18 protein-coding genes and 2 tRNA genes are annotated in these 16,454 nt (G+C 41.7%); 18 read left to right on the top strand and 2 right to left on the bottom strand.

Annotation, left to right across the window (positions count from 1 at the left end; all coding sequences use genetic code 11):
* Genes JW872_03510 through JW872_03500 form a run of 3 tightly spaced genes read left to right on the top strand, consistent with a single transcriptional unit; the run spans position 1 to position 2,090 of the window.
* Complete coding sequence (locus tag JW872_03510) at positions 1–504, top strand: ribonuclease HI family protein (protein MBN1549700.1); 504 nt, start codon at positions 1–3, stop codon at positions 502–504.
* On the top strand, positions 488–1,636 hold the full coding sequence (locus JW872_03505) for a SpoIID/LytB domain-containing protein (protein ID MBN1549699.1): 1,149 nt from the start codon (positions 488–490) through the stop codon (positions 1,634–1,636). Before JW872_03510 ends, JW872_03505 begins: the two co-directional genes overlap by 17 nt.
* Positions 1,629–2,090, top strand: a complete 462-nt coding sequence (locus JW872_03500) for a metal-dependent hydrolase (GenBank protein MBN1549698.1) — start codon at positions 1,629–1,631, stop codon at positions 2,088–2,090. The genes JW872_03505 and JW872_03500 overlap by 8 nt, the downstream gene beginning before the upstream one ends.
* A 3-nt stretch (positions 2,091–2,093) precedes the next feature.
* Here JW872_03500 and JW872_03495 read toward each other — a convergent pair whose 3' ends face one another.
* Positions 2,094–2,897 carry a TatD family hydrolase gene (locus tag JW872_03495; GenBank protein ID MBN1549697.1) on the bottom strand — a complete coding sequence of 268 codons (804 nt, stop codon included), beginning with the start codon at positions 2,895–2,897 and terminating at the stop codon, positions 2,094–2,096.
* A gap of 244 nt (positions 2,898–3,141) precedes the next feature.
* On the opposite strand from JW872_03495, the gene JW872_03490 reads away from it, so the two are divergent.
* The 10 genes from JW872_03490 (at position 3,142) to pgsA (ending at position 10,713) form a co-directional block, all read left to right on the top strand.
* Positions 3,142–3,423, top strand: a complete 282-nt coding sequence (locus tag JW872_03490; GenBank protein MBN1549696.1) for an HU family DNA-binding protein — start codon at positions 3,142–3,144, stop codon at positions 3,421–3,423.
* 153 nt (positions 3,424–3,576) lie between these two features.
* Positions 3,577–4,812 carry a serine--tRNA ligase gene (gene serS, locus JW872_03485; protein MBN1549695.1) on the top strand — a complete coding sequence of 412 codons (1,236 nt, stop codon included), beginning with the start codon at positions 3,577–3,579 and terminating at the stop codon, positions 4,810–4,812.
* A gap of 8 nt (positions 4,813–4,820) precedes the next feature.
* On the top strand, positions 4,821–5,675 hold the full coding sequence (locus JW872_03480) for a DUF58 domain-containing protein (GenBank protein ID MBN1549694.1): 855 nt from the start codon (positions 4,821–4,823) through the stop codon (positions 5,673–5,675).
* Positions 5,676–5,683: 8 nt separating this feature from the next.
* Positions 5,684–6,193 (top strand): hypothetical protein, encoded by a 510-nt coding sequence (locus JW872_03475; GenBank protein MBN1549693.1) that lies wholly within the window; start codon positions 5,684–5,686, stop codon positions 6,191–6,193.
* Positions 6,194–6,291: 98 nt separating this feature from the next.
* Entirely contained in the window at positions 6,292–6,753 is a 462-nt protein-coding gene (locus tag JW872_03470; GenBank protein MBN1549692.1) for a pyridoxamine 5'-phosphate oxidase family protein, read from the top strand.
* Between the two features lie 56 nt (positions 6,754–6,809).
* On the top strand, positions 6,810–8,231 hold the full coding sequence (locus JW872_03465) for a hypothetical protein (GenBank protein MBN1549691.1): 1,422 nt from the start codon (positions 6,810–6,812) through the stop codon (positions 8,229–8,231).
* Positions 8,232–8,280: 49 nt separating this feature from the next.
* Positions 8,281–8,367, top strand: a tRNA-Leu gene (locus JW872_03460).
* Positions 8,368–8,398: 31 nt separating this feature from the next.
* Complete coding sequence (gene secD, locus JW872_03455) at positions 8,399–9,976, top strand: protein translocase subunit SecD (protein ID MBN1549690.1); 1,578 nt, start codon at positions 8,399–8,401, stop codon at positions 9,974–9,976.
* Positions 9,977–9,993: 17 nt separating this feature from the next.
* Positions 9,994–10,070, top strand: a tRNA-Met gene (locus JW872_03450).
* A 19-nt stretch (positions 10,071–10,089) separates the two neighbouring features.
* A complete protein-coding gene (pgsA, locus tag JW872_03445; GenBank protein MBN1549689.1) occupies positions 10,090–10,713 on the top strand; it encodes a CDP-diacylglycerol--glycerol-3-phosphate 3-phosphatidyltransferase in 624 nt (207 codons plus the stop codon).
* Between the two features lie 4 nt (positions 10,714–10,717).
* Here pgsA and JW872_03440 read toward each other — a convergent pair whose 3' ends face one another.
* Positions 10,718–11,710: a pentapeptide repeat-containing protein gene (locus JW872_03440; protein ID MBN1549688.1), complete on the bottom strand. Its 993-nt coding sequence runs from the start codon at positions 11,708–11,710 to the stop codon at positions 10,718–10,720.
* A gap of 98 nt (positions 11,711–11,808) precedes the next feature.
* On the opposite strand from JW872_03440, the gene JW872_03435 reads away from it, so the two are divergent.
* From JW872_03435 to JW872_03415, 5 genes are all read left to right on the top strand, one after another.
* Entirely contained in the window at positions 11,809–13,539 is a 1,731-nt protein-coding gene (locus JW872_03435; GenBank protein ID MBN1549687.1) for an ATP-dependent DNA ligase, read from the top strand.
* A 66-nt stretch (positions 13,540–13,605) separates the two neighbouring features.
* Complete coding sequence (locus tag JW872_03430) at positions 13,606–14,193, top strand: hypothetical protein (GenBank protein MBN1549686.1); 588 nt, start codon at positions 13,606–13,608, stop codon at positions 14,191–14,193.
* 22 nt (positions 14,194–14,215) lie between these two features.
* Complete coding sequence (locus JW872_03425) at positions 14,216–14,959, top strand: hypothetical protein (GenBank protein ID MBN1549685.1); 744 nt, start codon at positions 14,216–14,218, stop codon at positions 14,957–14,959.
* A 137-nt stretch (positions 14,960–15,096) separates the two neighbouring features.
* Positions 15,097–15,729: a hypothetical protein gene (locus JW872_03420; GenBank protein ID MBN1549684.1), complete on the top strand. Its 633-nt coding sequence runs from the start codon at positions 15,097–15,099 to the stop codon at positions 15,727–15,729.
* Between the two features lie 33 nt (positions 15,730–15,762).
* A complete protein-coding gene (locus JW872_03415; GenBank protein ID MBN1549683.1) occupies positions 15,763–16,425 on the top strand; it encodes a hypothetical protein in 663 nt (220 codons plus the stop codon).
* The last annotated feature ends 29 nt before the right edge of the window (positions 16,426–16,454 follow it).

Below are 16,454 nucleotides of genomic sequence, written 5' to 3'. Positions count from 1 at the left end.
ATGAAGCAGATGTCTCTTTTTAAATCAGACCGTACGTCATGTTCTCTTCAGCCGAAATTTGTCTTGTTTATTGATGGAGCGGCTCGTAATAATCCGGGCCCAGCGGGTGCAGGTGTATATTTGAGTCAAGGAACAAAACCTATCGTGCAAGAAGGACATTTTCTCGGTATTAGAACTAACAATCAAGCAGAATATTTGGCTTTATTACTTGGTATTTTTTATCTCAAACAACATGCGCTTCCAGGTGATGAAGTCTGTATTAAATCCGATTCTGAACTTCTTGTCCGTCAGATGCAGGGGACATATAAAGTGAAGCACCCTGAACTTCATCGTCTTCAACGAGCTGCATTTTCTCTGCTGAGCATATTTTCCTATGGCATAGAACATATTATGCGCGACAAAAATACCCAAGCGGATGCTTTGGCAAATCAGGGAATTGATAAAAAGGTTGTAGTTTCAGAAGCGTTTATAGCGATGTTGCGAAGTTATGATGTGGCGTGGTAAGTGGTTTGTTTGTTGTGCTATTTTTCAAATCGTGGCGCAAGATTTTACAATACGAGTATTGCTCGATGAAGAATCAGATTCAGGTAAACATTGGATTATATCTGGTGATCGTGGTGTATATGTCTCGAATCCACAAGACCCATCACGCTGTTCTCAGTGCCAGCAAGTTGCCATTGGACACGATATCCATGGATTGATTGTTTACGACGAAAATGGTCGTTGTGTGCGAGGCATATCTATTGTGAAAATAGAACCGGTAGAGGGGAACTGCTTTTATGATGATCGTTATTATCAGGGAACTTTATATACGATTTGGTATGACAACCAAGCTCTCTTGATTAATCAATTGGATCTTGAAGATTATCTGTATTCAGTGTTGCGTGCTGAAAGTTTTCCCGGATGGCCGCTAGAGATGAATAAGATTATTGCGATTACGTGTCGTAGCTATGCCATTGCAAAAATTATGTCTGCGCAAAAAAGAAAGAAACCTTACCATATCAAGAGTACGAATAAGCATCAAACGTACCGTGGCTATCATAATCGTGAAATTTTACGTAAGGCAGTTAAAGAAACAGAAGGTTTATTTCTTGCATACGAAGAAAAGCCAATATTAGCAATGTTTGATATTTGTTGCGGGGGAGTTATTCCTGCAAAAAAATCGGGCATGAACTTCCAGCATGCTCCCTATCTTAAACGATCGTATGCATGTACGCATTGCATGTCATGTAAATCCTATCAATGGTCAACATCATATACGCTGCAAGAATTTGAGGTGCTGCTTAGAAAAGAAATCCCTCGACTTCGTGGTATTAAGTCGGTACAGATACATAAAAAAGATAGTGCGGGTGTAGTAAAGAGTGTTCTTATCAAAGCGAACAGTGGATACCACTATATTTCTGGATCCAAATTGCTTTCATTGTCAGAAAATATGAAAAGTGCTTGTTTTACTATGAAGCAAACCGAGCGTAAGATCACGATGCACGGTAAGGGATTTGGTCACCACATGGGCTTATGCCAATGGGGAGCACGGCAGTTGGTTAAAGATTGTTGGCCGTATGAACGTATTCTCAACTATTACTATCCAGAGACAACCATTATGAAACTGAGAGCAGCGGAAATTTCTCATGCCTAATTATAAAGGCCACCTTCTTGGAGGTGTAGTTGCCTGGGGACTTTTGTTGTATGGCGTCCGTGATGTTCATCCGACAGGGATTACCTGTATGGAATGGCTTGGATGGTGTTTATTCGGATCTCTTTTTCCAGACATTGATACACATAGTAAAGGGCGCAAGATCTTTTATTATGCGGTAAGCACAGGCTTGATTTATTTTTTACTGGCAGGAAAATATCAGTTCTTCATAGCCCTGAGTATGGTGTCAGTAGTTCCGTTTTTTGTTCGACATAGAGGGATCTTTCACAGAGCGTGGTTTATTCTCCTTTGTTGCATTGTTCCATGGTTGTATATCAGAACAACCTTTCCGCAATATGTTGTTCCTGCTCAGTGGTCGGTATTATTTTTTGGTATAGGTGCTTTATCCCATTTACTCCTTGATTTTGGTGTTGCACGTACTATAAAACGTTTATAGCCCTTATATTTTAAAAAGTTGTTCTGCTTGGCAGGTGGTGACTTGAGCAATTTCTTCAGAAGAAATGCGACGCAGCTGTGCGATGAAGTCTCCGATCAGGGGGATATATTTTGGATGATTTTGTTTGCCACGATATTGTTGGGGCGGGAGAAATGGCGCATCTGTTTCCAGAAGGATCTTTTGTAGAGGAATCTCACGAGCAACTGTTTGCAGTATTTCATTTTTAGGATACGTTACGGCACCTCCGATGCCGATATAGAGGCCCCATGCAATAATTTCTCGTGCAATGGCAAGATCCTCTGAAAAGCAATGAACGACACCTCGTATATCAGGAGTGTATTGTTCAAGAATCTTGAGCGTTTCTTCTATAGCATCACGGGTATGAATAACAACCGGTAATTGGTGCTCTAGGGCTAATTCAATATGGGCATGAAAGGCATAGTGCTGTCGTTGTTTATCATGGTCGTGATAATGGTAATCAAGGCCACATTCTCCGATAGCGACGATCTGGTTTTTTTCTTTTTGAGCTACCATCTTTCTAAGAATATTGAAATCCTCCATCCAGCGTGTTGTGCAATCATTGGGATGAAGCGCAACAGTCGCATATACGCTTGGAAAGGTGTTCGCCAAAAGAATACAATTTTTGCTTTCAGGCACGCTTGTGCCAATATTAATGATCTTCATAACGTGTTTATGATGAGCATCCTGGACGACAGATGAAGCCAGATCAACATTTTTTTGTGTTAATGGAGCATCAAATTCTTTTTTTACCATCATATTAATATGGCAATGCGTGTCGATAAACATAATATTCCTTCATTATAAGTGTGCATTTAAAACATTTCTTCTTGTTGCCGACCACTTTGTGTTGCGCATTATCGAAAAACGCATCATGTGCATTGTGCATTTTGCTCCGATGGTAATAAAACCTTTTGGAATAGGATATATTTGACAAAGGCAGAAATGCAACTACAGTAAGCTACGCTAATGTGAAGTGTACATAGCATGGCAGTGTTATGTTTATTTAACCATACTCTCAAGGAGCTCACATATGAACAAGAGTGAACTAATCAACGCTCTTAGTGAAGAAACTACGTTCAGCAAAAAAGACGTTGCTCGTGTACTTGCTGCTTTTGAACGTATTGTGAAAAGGACTCTACAAAAGGGATCAAAACTTTCTATGACCGGGTTCGGAACTTTCTGGGTATCTCGTCGGCCTGCGCGTAAGGGTATTAACCCTTCAACTAAGGAGCGTATTGAGCTTCCTGAAATTAACGTTCCTCGATTTAAGCCGGGCAAAGGCTTGAAAGAGCTCGTACGTACCATCGGTTAAGTAAAGGGAGGGGTAGGAATACACCCGAACCTGAAAAACTTGATCTACACAGAAAGGCCGTTTTCCACGGCCTTTCTTTATTTGAAGCGTTCTGGGTTTTTAGCTATAGTAAGCCAAATTGTGTAAGGGGAAATGCATATAAAGGAATAAAGCATGATCGATCGTCATTTGCTACGTGAACAACCAGAAGAAACTATCAAAAAGCTCAAATTAAAGGATCCATCCTTTAACGCTGAACGGCTTGTTGAGCTTGATGTTGTTGTCCGGGAGTTGCAGCAGAGGATCGAGGCGTTGCGGAAACAGCGGAATGACCTCGCCGATAAGGGGAAGTCTGGTGTCACACAGGCGTTGCGTGACCAGTCTGCGGAGGTTGGTAAAAAATTAAAGCAGGCCGAACAAGAATTTCAGCAGGTAAGTGCGGAGTTTTCAGATCTCTATCTTTCCTGTCCAAATATTCCAGAGACAACTTTACCAGTTGGGGGACCAGATAAAAATCAGGTAGTCAGAGAGTGGGGTAAGCAGCCATCATTTTCATTTACACCAAAGCACCATCTTGATCTTGCAGTTGCAGCTCAATGGATTGATTTCGAAACTGCAGCAGTGACGACGGGAAGTCAGTTCCCTCTCTACAAAGGTGATGCTGTCAAGTTGGTATATGCTCTAACCATGTTTATGCTGAAGCATAATATGAGGCATGGGTATAGTCCCGTGTTGCCGCCAGCACTTGTAAATGAAGAGTCGTTGTTTGTTGCAAGTAATTTTCCCAAGTTTAAAGATCAAGTTTATGCGGTAAAAGATGAAGATCTGTACTTGATTCCTACGGCAGAAGTAAGTCTTCTTAATATGTACAGAAAAAACATATTTCATTCTGAACAACTTCCAGAAAGACTGTGTGCGTGGACGAGCTGTTTTCGCCGTGAAGCAGGGGGGTATGGAGCAACGGAGCGCGGTCTTATTCGAGTCCATCAATTTGAGAAAGTTGAGCTTTTTGCATTTACGAAACCCGAAGATAGTAGCCAAGAGCTAGAACGCATGCTTACATGCGCAGAAGAAATCTTGCAAGCGCTTGGGCTTCACTATCGTGTGAGTTTACTAGCAACGCAAGATTGTTCATTCCCATCGGCAAAAACATTCGACATTGAAGTATGGATGCCAGGGCAAAATGCGTATTTTGAAGTATCTTCTTGTAGTAATTGTACTGATTTCCAGGCGCGGCGAGGTAGTATTCGATATCGTGAAAAAGAGGGCGCTAAGCCGCAGCTTGTCCATACACTGAATGGATCATCCTTGGCGTTGTCGCGATTGATGGTTGCGCTTATAGAAACCTATCAGCAAAAAGATGGTACTATTGTGATCCCTGACGTTCTTAAACGGGAAGGTTTGTTTTAGGAAAGACGATGCTTGCTCCTGAAGTACTAAAAAAAATTCGTCAAATCGAAATTACTACGCGGCGGTTGTTGAGTGGGATGTATGTTGGCGATGTAAGTACAGCGCATAAGGGATCCGGTTTTGAGTTCGAGCAAATTCGAGATTATGTCCCCAATGATGATGTTCGCTTTATTGATTGGAAAAGCACCGCACGTATGCAGCGCTTGCAGGTACGGGAGTACATTGAAGAAAGGAACCGATCAATCATTCTGATGGTGGATCGTTCGCAGTCGATGTTTTTCAGTTCACGTGAACAATTAACTCATGATGCGGTGGTGGAACTTGCTGCAATATTGGCTTTAGTGGCTGACTATGGTAAAGATTCTGTTGGGCTTTTGATTTTTTCTAATGAGGTTGATCGATTTATTCCGCCTGCTCGCGGGCGCGCGCATATTCATAGAGTTATGAAGGAACTTTTTACGATTCAACCAACGCATGCTCGCACAAGCATTTCATTGGCGTTCAATTACATTCTTGAGTGCAAACAAAAAAATGCACTTTTAATTGCCCTTTCAGATTTTGTTGATGAACAATTTTCGCGATCGTTGTCATTGGCATGCCATGTGCATGAAATTATTGCTCTTCGTTGTTGTGATGTCCGCATGAAGAAACTTCCTGAAATGGGATTCATAACAATGTTTGATCCAGAAACCCAAGAAGAATGTTGTGTTGATGTACGTCATGTGAATAAATTTTTGCGGGAGCGTATGATTGAGCAGAACAAGGTCTTTAAAAGGAATGGAGTTGATGTGCTTGATCTAGAACCAGGGGCATGGAAGATCAGCGATATGGTGACGTTTTTTAAACGACGCTTACAGTACTAGGGATATATATGGCTGAAGATCTATGTTTGAGTTCGACTGAGTTATATGACAACTATGGTTATTGGTTCGTTCCATTTTGGAAAACATGGTGGTTTTTCGGAATTATTGTCTTCGTGTCATGTCTACTTATTATTCCTGTTGTGCGGTATCTCTTGCGATTTCGTCGACGGGTTGCATATGCTGTACCCCGTGACGAGGCGCTTGCTCAGTTACATGTTCTCGTTACGAATAACGGTGAGGTTAATGACTTGTATGTGATGCTTACGAATGTTTTGCGTGAGTATGTTCATAAACAGCATCAGCTTGACGTTATGAGCGTTGGCGATCGAGAGCTGGAGGCGGTGCTTGCGGAATTGGGTAGAGAAAATACCTCTAGTGCCCAGCTTAGCGAGTTGCTGCAGCGTGTTGGTACGTTGAAATTTTCTGGCGAGAGCGGTAGTGCGGAGCAGTATGCGCAAGACGTTAATGTGGTTCGGCAGTGGATTCTTGCAGATAAGGCCTCTGGGGAGACCATATAGCGAGTATATACTTGACACATCTGGTACACTAAATAAGACTCTATCCCTTTAAGTTGCGGCATTTTTAATGAGCATGTTTAAATGAAAGGTTGATCATAATGGCGAAACATGTTGGTGTAAAGCTTCCTGATGATCTCATAGCTATTTTGAAAACCGGTAAGACAGTCGCGGTTTTGGCGACTTTTTCAGAAAAAGGCCTTCCCCATACAACGCCGATTCAATGCCTTTATCCCAAGGGGCTTGAAAGTATCTTGATGTCAATTCATAAGGATCACACAGGGTACCGTAATATGGTTTGGCAGAAAAAGGTAATGTTGTGTTTTCTTGATGAAAATAACGTTGCCTACAGTGTCTTGGGTCGTGCAGGTGTCGTGCGTGCACCATCGTCTGTGCACCCACTCATGAATGTGGTTCGTGTCGATATTATCGATATCAAGAGTGACCGTTCGGTATTGAGCCGTGTCGATAGCGGGGTTCGTTGGAATTATACATCGCCAGAAGCTGAAGAGCTTTCGGTTGCACTTTTAGACGAATTACGAGAACTCTCCAAAACGTTATAAAGTTACGTTATACTCCAGCCTGAATTATCTTTCTTTTCATAAAAAAGGTTGATGTTATGAAGTTATGGCAGTTGTTTCTCATGATTGGTATGGGGTGTACGATATGTATATGTGCCCAGGAAGATGCAACCGATACGGGGGCAACGGATTTAGCAGCAGATGCTATCGAAGAAAATGATACTGATGAATCGGCTTTTTCAGAGTCTGAGATGGACTACGAAGAAGAGGACGAAGAAACGGCTCCGCCAACGGCCAATGCTACCGATACAGAGAGTGCAGACGCAGCGGATATGACGCAAGATGAAGATACCGCGGAGGATATGTCGACGCAAGAAGAGCCCGAAGATATTATACCCTTGAACCAGTCTGCATCGGAAGAGGAGCCATCATCTGAGCAAGAAGAGCCGCTTTCTTCATCACAACCGGAACAGCCTATCGCGAGCCCTGAAGTGGATCTTGCAAAGCCGGTTGAATTTGAAGATCTAGGGCCGGTGGAGCTCCCTCAACCTAAGGAATCGACTATGCCGTCTGCGCAACCAGTTGTAGAAGATAAAGAAGCTGAAGAGCTTCCTGTAACGCCACCAGAACCAGTCGATTATGGAGAGGGAATTGATACTCTTGATATTGATTCAAGTGGGAACTGGTTACAAAAACGTGTGATCTGGGAAGATGCCCAAGATAAGTATGAAGAGATTAAGGATTTGATGGATCGTGTCATTGATGCACGTATGAGTTTCTTTACGCAGCGTAATGCAATCGATAAGACATCGAATCTTTTTTTCATTGATATAGGATTTGCTCAAGGTGAGCTTGAAGAGATTATTGATGAACTTATCAAACAGATTGAAATGGATCGTCTTGTGCAAGGGGATCTTGATCAGGCGGAACGTGAAATCAAAGCAACGCTTGCAGAAAAAAAACAAGAAATTCAACAATTACGCTTAGACCTTAAATCGATTAGTGAATTAGATGAAGCTCTTGATGCTGCACTGCTGGAACTCATGAAGCAGATAAATCTGTGTCATGATTATGAAGGGCAGGCATGGGATAAATTCAAGGCAATTGGTCAGGAGCTTGATGACCAAAAGGCAAAAGAGCACTATCTTTACATGGATGCATTATTGAAGAATATACAAGCGATTTATCAGTATATTACTGGTCCATATAATCAATATTTTTCATCATCGATTAGTAAGATTAATAGTCATATGGATACAATCCGGTCCAGTATTAATTCACTCAAAGAAAGTGGCGTAGCGATTCAAAAGAAAATTGATCCAAACTCGGTTGAACAAGTGCAGGCTGGCTCTGTCCAGAAAGAGACTAAGCCTGAAGAATTAAAGAAGGGCTGGTTTGCTTCAATCAAGGGAGTATTTAGCTCTACTGGATCGTGGATCAGCGATACCGCATCGCGCTCCTGGACATGGGTGATCTCATGGTTCCGATCTGCTGCTCCAAAGGCCGAAACTTCACGTTGAAACGGCATTATAAATCTGTTATAGTGCTCGAATAGGTATGTTCGTCAACACCGAGGTGGTGGAATTGGTAGACACGCAGCTTTGAGGGGGCTGTGGGAGAAATCCTGTAGGGGTTCGAGTCCCCTCCTCGGTACCAAAAACGTCATAATGATAAAAGGGAGATTTGCATGGCATATGCACATCAAAAACGATTGTTTTTTTCGGGATTTTCGGCATGGATTCTTGCAGCGTTACTCGGGGGGTATTATCTTGCCCCTGTTTTCATTCCTGGGGCTCAATCAAAACCTCTTAAATTTGGAATAGATCTTGTTGGAGGCACCTATATTTCCCTCGAAGTAGATACTGACAAGGCGGTTGAGGATATGCTTTATGAACATATCACTACTATTCGTAATGAATTAAAACATGCGCGACTTCCACTTCCAGACTCATCCAAAGTAACTAATAAACAAATTATTATGACATTTGATTCTGATGCTGATGCACGGGATGTTTCCGGATTCTTACGTGATGAACTAACTGATATTCGTGGTAAGCAAGATGGTGCTTCTATTGTATTTACGTTGAGCAAAGGACAAGAAGCGCGTATTCGCAAGTCAGCAATCGATAGCAATATTACGGTACTACAAAACCGTATGAATAAGTTTGCCGTTAGTGAAGTGACCGTTGCTGCACAAGGAGATCGGAATATTATTGTGGAGCTTCCCAATGTAGATGATCCTGAGCGGGCTAAGGCGATGATTGGGAAGGCAGCGTTGCTTGAGTTCAAGTTAGTTGAAGAGGAAGCGTATGACATGGATGCGCTTCTTGATAAATATGACGGTGAAATTCCTGATGGTATGATGGTTGTTCCGGGCAAGGTAAAGCGTGGCTATGAATCCGAACGAGCATTCTATTTAGTCCAGCGGCACACTGATGTAACGGGCCGGTTGCTTAGGGATGCCTATCCAAAAGTGGTTGATGTAAAAGGATGGGGAATTGCATTTGAATTTTCAACTGAAGGCGGTCGGCGCTTTCATGATCTTACCAGCAAAAATATAGGACGTCGGTTAGGGATCATCATTGATAACGAAATGATCTCGGCGCCACAGATTCAAGATGCAATCAGAAGCAGCGGTTCTATTTCTGGTAACTTTACCCAAGAGCAGGCTAAAGAATTGGCTGATTTACTCAAATCAGGTGCTTATGTAGCCCCTGTAAGCTTTGGTGAAGAGCGTCAGGTTGGACCATCGCTAGGCGCAGAAGCGATCAGAATGGGTACGCTAGCATGCTTGCTTGGGCTACTGCTTTTATTTCTCTTTAGTGTGTTTTATTATCGCTTGCCAGGCATATTTGCTTTTGGAACTTTGCTCTATAACTTGCTCTTGATTCTCTTGATTCTATCCTGGTTTGGAGGCACGTTGACCCTTCCTGGTATTGCTGGCTTGGTACTAACGTTGGGTATGGCGATCGATTCTTCAATTCTGATTTATGAGCGAATTAGGGAAGAGTTGGCAGTAGGTGCTCCATTGGGACGCGCAGTTGACCATGGTTTCTCTGGGGCATTAGCGGTTATTTTGGATGCAAATATTACGACGTTTATCATGGGAGTTGTTCTCTTCAAATTTGGAACGGGTCCGGTCCAAGGATTTGCCATCACATTGATGATTGGTATCTTGACAACTTTGGTTACTGGGCTGTTCTTCTTGAGGTCGATCTTTTCCTTTGTGGTCAAGCGTATTGGTGTTCAAACGTTGAAATTTTAGTATACTTTTTACTCAGTGGCGACGTAGCTCAGCTGGTTAGAGCAACGGAATCATAATCCGGAGGTCCTAGGTTCGAATCCCAGCGTCGCCACCAAATTGTTAGGAATCGTTGTATGCGTGACCTGATCCCAACTGTCCTTACCCTCATTAGAATGTTGGTCTCTCCCTTTCTTCTCCCCTTTTTGTTTGTGTATCTTGCGCCGTTAAATGTCTTCTGGATTAATATTCTTTTAGCGTTGATTTTTGTTCTCCTGAGTGTGACTGATCTGCTGGATGGATATGTTGCTCGTCGACTTGGTGCAGAAAGTGATATTGGTAAAATTCTTGATCCGATTGCCGATAAGGTATTGTTATATTCTGCATTAATTGCGCTGCTTGCTGCCAATAAGATCTACTTTGTGTGGGTCTTGATTATGGTAATTCGTGAATTATTTGTGACTGGTATTCGCCAAGTAGCAAGCGAGCAGGGGATTGCGATTCCTGTATCTTTTATTGGTAAGCTCAAAACGTTTTTCCAAATGATTTACGTAACGATTGTAATTCTCAACCCGAACAAGCACATGCTGTGGTATATCTCTGGCTGGAACCAGCTAGAGTTGTTGGCGCTTATATGTGCATTGACGCTATCGTTATGGTCAGCATCTAGGTACTACAGACATTTCATTCGTGATCTTGGTATTAAGCCTCCGAAGGATGAAGCATTTCTACACGATGAATGGCAAGAGCCAACAGCGTAGTTTGTTATTTTGATGTGACTCCAATAAAACTTGCACCGACAAGATTGGCGCCTGCAAAGCTTGTTCCTTTGATGCAGGCATGATCAAATTTTGCATTGGATAGATCTTGATTATCGAATATGGAATAGCTTAAGTCGGCATTACTAAAATCAGCACTGCGTAAATTTTCCTCTTTCGAGAAATCAATGTGCGTCTGATTACCAACATATCGTTTTGGCAAACCATCAGTGGTCCAGTTATAACTACGTTTTTCATTAGTGTTGTATAACTCCAGTGTGTAATTCTTATTGATACGAAGCCCGCACAGAGCGTTTGCAAATATCTTCTCGCATAGACATACCACCATATGGTCTAACCGTTCATTGTTTTTGTATATTGTCGCTTCTATACATCTGCTATCTTCGTACCATTTACACGTACTTTCAGGATTTTCGTATTGTATGATAATAATCTTGAATTCATGGTTATCATCATCTGATACGATACGCGGGATATCATTCGTATATTGTAACGGCCACAGCGCTTGCTTGAATGTTGATTTTGTTTGTGCTGGTATAATTATAGATGATGGTGATTCGGTACTGTACTTGATAGGGTGCGAGAGAACGATGGCGCGGACGCTTGCTGTTTCTTTCTTAAAGGGTTCTATTTCATATTTTATTTTTTTCTTCTTGAGTGTCAGTTTTTCTAAAGGGATCGCTTCAAATTGTTCCCCTTTATATGCAATGAATTGATGAGTGGTCTGATTGTCAATTTCAGTGATGCCGCTTTGGGACATGATAAAAGAGATCCATGGCAGAAGCTTGAGTACTTCATTTGATGATGAATTGGCAAATATTTGGGCCCCTTTGACTCCTGTGATTATATGTTCGTTCCAAGTTGGCGTATCGGCAGTAAAGGGGGATGCCGTGTTTTGTGTGTATGAAATTGTTAGCCTAGTGAGGACCATTAGGACGAATGTGATAAAGCTTCCAATAATGAGATGTTTTTTATTCATGACGTATTCCTTTTTCTTTATGATGAGGAGTATGGTACATAAATGGCAAGAGTTGAGTGTTGCTATACAGATGGCATGAAAATGAGATCGGAGTTGCGGTGAAATTTAAAGAAGTTGCTCATATATTTTCTCGCATAGAACAGGTTAGCAGTCGTCTGGAAATGACCAAACAATTGGCGAATTTATTGCATGAAGCAACTCCTAGAGAGGCGGAGATTCTCTGTAATATGACGCTTGGCATGTTGCGTCCGCCGTATAAAGGAAATAATTTTGGTCTTGCCGAAAAACAGCTTGCTCAAGCGGTTGCCCGCGTTTTGGGTTGCCCAATCAAGGACGTTACCACCGAGCGCAAACGACTGGGTGATTTAGGTTCCGTACTTGAGCAATGGAGTTGGACGATAACAAGGCATAGATCTCTTGAAGCAGTCTATGATGACTTGGTTGAGATTGAAAAGATTTCAGGAACGGGTTCTCAAGAAAAAAAGATCAAGGCTGTCGAAACATTGCTGCGAGCAATGGAACCACAATCTGCTAACTATATCGTACGTATCATTCTGGGAACTCTACGACTTGGATTTTCTGATATGACGCTGATTGATGCTCTTTCATGGATGGAAGAAGGAGACAAATCACTTCGTGCAGATCTAGAACACGCATATAACATATCTGCCGATATTGGTTTGATTGCATATCGCCTCAAAAATGATGGGATCAAGGGCGTTAGAAAGACCACCATTGAGGTGGGGATTCCAATTCGTCCGGCATCAGCGGAACGGTTACCGACCGCAAAAGCAATCATAGAAAAAATAGGGCCATGTATAGCGCAGCCAAAACTTGATGGATTCAGAATCCAGATTCACGTCAAAAATGGCAAGGTAAAATTCTTTTCGAGGAACCTGCAGGATATGTCGGAGATGTTTCCTGATTTAATGGCAGCTTGTAAGAAGATTAAGGCTAAAGAGTTTATTGGTGAGGGCGAAGCAATTGTATATGACCGTGAAACCGGAAGCTTCTTGCCCTTTCAAGAAACGGTCAAACGCAAACGTAAGCATGGGATTGCAGAAGCCATGTCTGAGTATCCACTCCAGGTATTTCTATTCGACGTCCTCTACGTTGATGGCGAAAGCTTTTTGGATAAAACGCATAAACAACGTCGTAAAAAACTTTTGTCATTAATTCCGGCAGGAGATTTAGTAGTACATGTTATTGATGAGCGGCATATACAGACATCTGATGAATTAGAAAAATATTTTACAGAAACCATAACAGCTGGCTTGGAAGGTTTAGTGGTTAAGCGTGAAGATTCTACCTATCAACCCGGAAAGCGGAATTTCAATTGGATTAAATTGAAGAGGCAAGAAGAGGGACATCTTGATGACACGATCGATTGCGTGATCTTGGGATATTATGCTGGGCATGGTAAACGTGCATCATTTGGAATAGGGGCATTCCTTGTAGGTGTCTATAATCAAAAAAAGGATCAGTTTGAAACGGTTGCTAAGATAGGTACAGGTCTGAAAGATGATGGCTGGAAACTTTTAAAGAAAAAATGCGATGCTCTTAAAGTTTCTAAGGCTCCGGTGTCGGTTATTTTTCCCGTCACGTTAACTCCGGATGTTTGGGTATCACCAGAGCTAGTGTGCTTGGTGCGAGCTGATGAGATTACTAAATCTCCCATACATACTGCAGGGGCTGCAGGAAGTGACCTTGGATTTGCATTGCGGTTCCCACGCTTCATGGGCTATCGTGATGATAAACGTGCTATTGATGCAACTTCGGTAGATGAGCTTAAGACATTGTATCGCAATCAGTTTATGAAGAAATCTTGATTTTTGCTTATTGCGATGACTATTATTTTTCTAACTTATTTATAGTGCTTTTCTAAAGGGAGATGCATGAAGAAGATTGCGATGTTAGCGCTTTTGTGCGCGACAGGTTCAGCTTTTGCAAGATATGGCATGATAATGACATGGTTTGAAAATAAAACTACTGATCGTATTTATAGATACAAGGGAAATGAATACGGTCCAGGAGCTCATGCCTCAACAAATTACACTGTTGGTTCAACAAGTGAAAATTGGGCGTATCATGAATGGCAACAATTTGCTGAGCTGGTTGCTCGTAAGAGAAAAAATAAAAAATTCTACTTTAGCGATAGCGGTCAATCGTGGATTGAAAATATGAATTATTACTCACGGGACTATAAAAAAGATAGCGAAGATTTTAATTGGCTTAATGATCCTGGAAGTAAACGTACACATGGGAACCTAAGGATTCGTATCAATGATGCAGTAGCAGCAAATTGTTATACGGTAACACTTGATTTTGATTCTGGTGGAAACAAAAAAGACTTCACAATAGGACCAGCTGGTTGGGGCCTAGGGGAATACAATCTTTATTTCCATGTCAAAGTGTATGATGGAAGCTTCGATGTCAGTTATGGAGATAAAACAAGGGGTGACTGTAGCGGTTGGGCTAAATAGTGAAAGCATGTTAGAGGTGCATATGAAAAAGAGTATTATTTTTATATTGACTGTGATTAGTTCTAGTGCGTTAGGAAGTGTCATTAATTGGAGACAATCTGGGCTTGTATATTCAGTTACCTGTAACTACTCTGCTTCGACACCGATTGCTTATAGGGTGAGCGCAATAAGCGATGATGGCACGGATAGTCCGGTATTTGATTCTCGGACATTACAGCAGGGAACTAAGAAAGAATTTTGGGATTGGGCAGCGCCTTTCGAGGCGGGACATGGACGAAAAGCAACTGGCGGTGTCAGACTTGAACCGACGCCAGATTCTGGTGTGGTGTATCCTATCGAAATCAAAATGGTTGATAATTCAATGATTGAGTGCTGGACCAAGAATGTAAACTTCGATGATGGAACAACTCAGGACGTTGTACACAGAATTGATATAGCCGATTGTATGAAGGATTATCCTGAGGGTGCAGTATGGGATATTGATATAATAATCTACACGAATGCAGTTGCTTATATCAGTGGTATTACTCGACATTCATACGATAATGTCTCTCAACAGAATTATCCTATGCCCGATCCTCCGGCATATTTAGGTGGTCCCGCAGATAATACCTCTTTAACGGTGTGCGGTGCTAGCCCTTCTACGGCGGGGACGCAAGCTCGGCAAACTACGATGGGAACGAAAGCTGTTTCTACCCGAGGGCTAGGTGTGAATATCCCTTCGGGTATTCCGATGAGCAAAGTTAAACCCCCTAGCTCCAAATAACTCTAAAGCTGATGTTGTAAAGCCGCACTCATATTATTGGGTGTGGCTTTTTCTTTTCATAATACTTGCTTTTTTTGAAGAGATTATTTTACCATTGCACGAAGATAAACCGTACTAAGAAAAAAGGGGAATGTAATATGGAAATACCCAAGCGGCTTCTTGTATTATTAGCGTGTAGCACAACAATTCTGCCATATAATAAAAAGGTAACAAGCTTTGCAAACAATGCTATCAACCGCATTTATAAATCTGGCAATCAATTAGTGAGACAAGGCCAGTCTACAAATCCAGACTTTACCTGTAATAGCAAGAATACGAAATATACCGTGGCTGAATTAGTTGGGCATAATCTTTCTGATGCAGATTTTTTCTACACTGATCAGGGGGTGTCATGGTTGAGAAAGAAGAACTACTATAGTCGTAATTACACTCCACAGCCTGTTGAATATGATTTTATCAGTAATCCAGAAGCACAACGGCATGCACGAAGAGGGAATATTTATATCAAATATAAGGGAACTAGGGGATGTAGCTTTGGAAGTAAATGTGCTAATAATTTTGCAAAAGAAAACATATTTAACGTGTACTACGAGTTTTGGACAAATGATAGCGGGGGTGGATCCAATAGTTCCTGGGACAAGTACATATATCTGTGGCCTATACAAGGACAAGGACAGGCCTATGATCTAAAGGTGCATGTCGCAGCAACCGAGGGATCCTTAAGCTTGGGTTATGGATCATTTACTTGTGAAGGCAATAATTGTCACTGAGGTGAATACAGTAGAAATAAGGATGATATCAGAATGAAGAAAATTACGAGTGCATTCATGCTGTGTGCAATGATACACACTGCTTATGGTTATAATTATGGTGAGTGGGGATTAGTGTATGAGCTAAAGTGCTCGTATACATCGGAAATGCCTCTTATCTATGAAATAAAAGCTGGTTCCTATCCTGCTAAAACATTTGTATGTCCAACGAATGATTCAGAGGCTCCTGTAATAGTAGATTTTGAAAGCCTTGACCTACCAATAGTTCCATTTGTGCTTAATAAGCCTGGCATGCAAGGAACTGGGATGATTCAGATTAACCCAACAGGTTCAAATGCTGCGGATATGTACTCATTTGAAATAGCGATGATGACTGACAATGCGGTACGTTGTACTACCAAGACGCCAGACGGAAATTTTGATGATATAGTCGTTATTTCTAATTACATGCAAGGCCGTAAGCCAGGAAATGTGTGGGATATTGAAATTACCATATCATCGATTAATATGGCCGCATATATAAGTAAAATTACTATTCACGCATTTGGTAATGATGGGAAGATCGAAAAGCTTCGAGATAAACCTAACTATCTCAAAGCTGCCTCTGAGCGTTCTGGATCTAGGAGATCCGTAGAGGTTGACCAGGTTCATATTGATACGATTGTTGCTCCTGGTGGAGTAGCTTTAGGAAAATAAAACAGTTCAAGTATCCTAATGCCCAGGGT

The sequence above is a fragment of the Candidatus Babeliales bacterium genome, assembly GCA_016929235.1.
Taxonomy (GTDB): Bacteria; Babelota; Babeliae; order Babelales; family JABCYS01; genus JAFGJD01.
The sequence above is the reverse complement of the archived record's forward strand: the minus strand, read 5'-3'. Positions and strand labels throughout refer to the sequence as shown.

Coding starts and splice junctions, on each gene's coding strand:
- JW872_03510 (MBN1549700.1), top strand. CDS start 1: ATGAAGCAGATGTCTCTTTTTAAATCAGACCGTACGTCATGTTCTCTT.
- JW872_03505 (MBN1549699.1), top strand. CDS start 488: ATGATGTGGCGTGGTAAGTGGTTTGTTTGTTGTGCTATTTTTCAAATC.
- JW872_03500 (MBN1549698.1), top strand. CDS start 1,629: ATGCCTAATTATAAAGGCCACCTTCTTGGAGGTGTAGTTGCCTGGGGA.
- JW872_03495 (MBN1549697.1), bottom strand. CDS start 2,897: ATGTTTATCGACACGCATTGCCATATTAATATGATGGTAAAAAAAGAA.
- JW872_03490 (MBN1549696.1), top strand. CDS start 3,142: ATGAACAAGAGTGAACTAATCAACGCTCTTAGTGAAGAAACTACGTTC.
- serS (MBN1549695.1), top strand. CDS start 3,577: ATGATCGATCGTCATTTGCTACGTGAACAACCAGAAGAAACTATCAAA.
- JW872_03480 (MBN1549694.1), top strand. CDS start 4,821: ATGCTTGCTCCTGAAGTACTAAAAAAAATTCGTCAAATCGAAATTACT.
- JW872_03475 (MBN1549693.1), top strand. CDS start 5,684: ATGGCTGAAGATCTATGTTTGAGTTCGACTGAGTTATATGACAACTAT.
- JW872_03470 (MBN1549692.1), top strand. CDS start 6,292: ATGGCGAAACATGTTGGTGTAAAGCTTCCTGATGATCTCATAGCTATT.
- JW872_03465 (MBN1549691.1), top strand. CDS start 6,810: ATGAAGTTATGGCAGTTGTTTCTCATGATTGGTATGGGGTGTACGATA.
- secD (MBN1549690.1), top strand. CDS start 8,399: ATGGCATATGCACATCAAAAACGATTGTTTTTTTCGGGATTTTCGGCA.
- pgsA (MBN1549689.1), top strand. CDS start 10,090: ATGCGTGACCTGATCCCAACTGTCCTTACCCTCATTAGAATGTTGGTC.
- JW872_03440 (MBN1549688.1), bottom strand. CDS start 11,710: ATGAATAAAAAACATCTCATTATTGGAAGCTTTATCACATTCGTCCTA.
- JW872_03430 (MBN1549686.1), top strand. CDS start 13,606: ATGAAGAAGATTGCGATGTTAGCGCTTTTGTGCGCGACAGGTTCAGCT.
- JW872_03425 (MBN1549685.1), top strand. CDS start 14,216: ATGAAAAAGAGTATTATTTTTATATTGACTGTGATTAGTTCTAGTGCG.
- JW872_03420 (MBN1549684.1), top strand. CDS start 15,097: ATGGAAATACCCAAGCGGCTTCTTGTATTATTAGCGTGTAGCACAACA.
- JW872_03415 (MBN1549683.1), top strand. CDS start 15,763: ATGAAGAAAATTACGAGTGCATTCATGCTGTGTGCAATGATACACACT.